At 55.0% G+C, this 3,009-nt stretch carries 4 protein-coding genes; all 4 read right to left on the reverse strand.

Features of this window, described 5'->3' with window-relative positions:
• Positions 1–226: 226 nt before the first annotated feature.
• The 4 genes from JX325_RS14470 to JX325_RS14485 all read right to left on the reverse strand — a co-directional run bounded on the left by JX325_RS14470 (position 227) and on the right by JX325_RS14485 (position 2,930).
• Complete coding sequence (locus JX325_RS14470) at positions 227–748, reverse strand: cysteine hydrolase family protein (protein WP_204791788.1); 522 nt, start codon at positions 746–748, stop codon at positions 227–229.
• A 38-nt stretch (positions 749–786) separates the two neighbouring features.
• Positions 787–915, reverse strand: a complete 129-nt coding sequence (locus JX325_RS18490) for a hypothetical protein (RefSeq protein ID WP_279380545.1) — start codon at positions 913–915, stop codon at positions 787–789.
• A gap of 56 nt (positions 916–971) precedes the next feature.
• Positions 972–1,448: a transposase gene (locus JX325_RS18245; protein WP_243414110.1), complete on the reverse strand. Its 477-nt coding sequence runs from the start codon at positions 1,446–1,448 to the stop codon at positions 972–974.
• A gap of 552 nt (positions 1,449–2,000) precedes the next feature.
• Entirely contained in the window at positions 2,001–2,930 is a 930-nt protein-coding gene (locus tag JX325_RS14485) for a sugar phosphate isomerase/epimerase (RefSeq protein ID WP_243414111.1), read from the reverse strand.
• Positions 2,931–3,009: the final 79 nt, after the last annotated feature.

The following is a 3,009-nucleotide window of genomic DNA, read 5'->3' on the forward strand; positions in this document are numbered from 1 at the left end:
GTTCTGCACAANCTGTTTGCACCATTGCTGCTTTCAGCACTTTACTCAAGCGGTTTTAGCCTATTGGTACAGCTTCTGAGGGTCTGATGCCAATGATTTTCATGTTGCCTCCTGCCTTTCTTTTTTCATGGGGGCTGAGGGGCCACCCCCTAAATATAATTTGACAGCCGGACATGGCTTATCCGACTGTCCATTTTCAATATACAACTTGCCTCTCATATATTCATTATTGAATTTGAATCTGGCACATCCGCATGGTGTCCAGCGCTGCCTTGTGGCTCTCCGGCGTTACGCCAGCACAGCAGTCCGCAATCACCCGGATAGATGTCTCCGGCAGAAACGCCTTGACCAGCAGGGCGTTGGAGACGACGCAGATGTCCGTGCAGAGGCCCGCCAGCGTGATTTCCAGCTCGTCCAACTCCGCCAGCAGGGCCAGCTTCTCCGCCAGTTCCCTGGAGCCAAAGGTGGGCTTGTAGATCACCACCGCGTCCTTCAGGGCGGCGGCGATCTTCGGGTGCAGCTCCCTGCCGGGAGTCCCCTTGACGCAGTGGACCACAGGCAGGTTCCGGCCCTCCTCGGTCTCCAGGTAGCTCTCCGGGTGGGTGTCCCGTGTGGCGATGACATCTCCGGCGGGGTACTTAGCAACCTCCTCCGCCACCCGGTCCACGATGGCCTCCGCCTCTGGGGTGCCCAAGGCGCCGTTGATAAAGTCATTCTGCATGTCGATGACCAGTAAGATCTTCCGCATACGTCCAGCCTCCTGCTATTTTTGATAGGGATATCATATCACATCTTGCCGCCGCTGTCGATAATGACGCAGGGGACTTGATTTTCCTTTGCAAACTCCAGCGTGTTTTTCGTTCCCCCGGCTCCGCCGTTAAACACCGCGATCACCAGGGAGCTGTGATTCACCATCCATTTGTTTCTGGCCTGATAGGAGTCATAGGAAAAACGGGGGCATATGCATCGTTTCAGGTCCGCCGCAGACAGCACCGCCTGAAAACGTTCCGTCTCCAATGCAAGCCGAAATCTGGATAGGGTATGGCGGCGATGAGTTTCAGGCGTGAGTCCCGTTCCCGCAGCCGCAGAACGATTTCTGAGGCTATCAGGTCCGTTCCCTTTGCCATACCGCTGATAAAGGATGGATCAAGCCTTGCGATGGAGCGCGACTGCCCAGCCATTTTGCCTATGAATTTAGGGTTATTTTCAGCCACATAGCTTTCGATCCCAGTCGTATCGTACACCCGTATATCCGCAAGCGCCTTGTCCATCTCAGCGCAGATCGGTTCCGTCATATCCACCAGACGTTCAAATACGTCCCGAATATATTCGCAAAAGCCCTGTTTGAAGCGTGTGAGTTTCGCGGCGTCCGGCACCTTTTCGAACCCACAGTAATCCCGCATTTCTTGGCTGAACCGTAGCGTGTTGAGCAGTTGAGAATCTTCCACATAGTGAAAAATCTACTGAAGAAACAATGCCCGAAGAAAGCTTTCCAGCTCATAGCCCTGTTTGCGGCCAAAGCGCTGATAGAACGGGGTGTAGAACCGGGGCGGAATAATTTCTTCCTAATTCAAGTGCTCGTCTAACAAATGGAACAGCTTCGGTTTGTTGCTCCGCAGCTGTTCCTCCACGTTTTTGTAAGCGTCCAGACGCAACATCTGCTGATATTCCCTTCGCATGCTTTTCCCTCCGCTTTGCCTATGTTCTTACCACCTTTTCAGTGGAGGAAAGTCTGATATATTTGACGCTCGAAAGCCTTGTTATCACTGGTTTTTTGAGTTGCGCAATCGACTAAAAGTATTCGAAAAGCTCACCGGCGCAAATTGACAAGGGCAAGAAACGCGGCGAACCCGCTTCTTGAAGAAGCGGTCAAAGGAATCATATCTTCCGCCCTTCGTGTCCTGAGAGGCAGGGCGATACGGAAAGACTCTATCTCAACGGCGGCAGTCATGCCTGCGTGGCGCCGGCGTTGTTCCAAACCGAATACGCTTATCAACAGGTCAAATGTGGTAGCCCACGCTTTTCAAATATTCCACGCTGGCCTTCACGTCCCGCAGGCTCCCTTCCACATTCCTGGGGTCCCGCTCCTGCTCGATGGTACTATAGCCGCTGTAGCCGATATCCTCCAGCGCCTGTTTAATGCCGGGATAATCCAGGCTTCCCGTACCGATGGGGCACATGGCTCCCTTGCCGCAGCCGTCAAAAAAGCGGATATGCTCGTTCAGCACTTCCCGGTAGACCTTCTCATTGACGTCTTTAAAATGGACATAATCCAGCCGGGAGGCGTATTTTTTCAAATATTCCGCCGGGTCCATATGCGAGTAATAGAGATGCCCCGTATCCAGGCACAACCCCGCCGTCTCATAGGGGATGTCCCGGACCACCGCCGCAATCTCGTCTTCGAATTCAATATAGCTTCCGGCGTGGGGGTGAATGACGGGCCGGACGCCGTACTTGTTAGCCCGTTCGCACACTGTCCGGAGGTTCTCCATAAAGCCGGACCACTCCCCGGCGGAAAGTCTGGGGGACCGGTCGGGGTGGCCTGCGGCGTAGTCCCGCCGGTCATGGCCCCAGTCCATAACCGTCATGTAGGGCGTGGGAAATTTCTGCCCCTGATGGACCGGCAGCTTTGGCAGGGCCGGGTCCGTAATCAGGCGGCAGATGTCGTCTACCGCTTTCAGGACGCTTTCCTGGTTGGCAGGGTCCAGCAGGTCGTGGAAGATGGTGCCCGCCACAATGGCCACGCCGTTCTTCCGCAGTTCGGCGGAAACCGTTTCCGCGTCAATGGGCAGATAACCGTAAGGCCCCAGCTCAATGGCGCTGTACCCCGCCAGGCCGGCCTCTTCCAGTACCCGCCGCCAGGGGGGCAGATAGGGATTTTTGGGGTCGTCCACGCCCCAGCAGCAAGGTGCGCCGCAGATTTGAATCATGCTCATTCCTCCCAATTATTTCGAGCGCCAACGTTCAGCCGCAATATTTGAAAACCACGCCAGCCGCCTTTGTTTATTG

The sequence above is a fragment of the Oscillibacter sp. CU971 genome, assembly GCF_905219725.1.
Lineage (GTDB): Bacteria > Bacillota > Clostridia > Oscillospirales > Oscillospiraceae > Oscillibacter.

Bases quoted from the DNA above. Each gene is read 5' to 3' on its own strand.
- JX325_RS14485 (WP_243414111.1), bottom strand. From the start codon at position 2,930: ATGATTCAAATCTGCGGCGCACCTTGCTGCTGGGGCGTGGACGACCCC.
- JX325_RS18490 (WP_279380545.1), bottom strand. From the start codon at position 915: ATGGTGAATCACAGCTCCCTGGTGATCGCGGTGTTTAACGGCGGAGCC.
- JX325_RS14470 (WP_204791788.1), bottom strand. From the start codon at position 748: ATGCGGAAGATCTTACTGGTCATCGACATGCAGAATGACTTTATCAAC.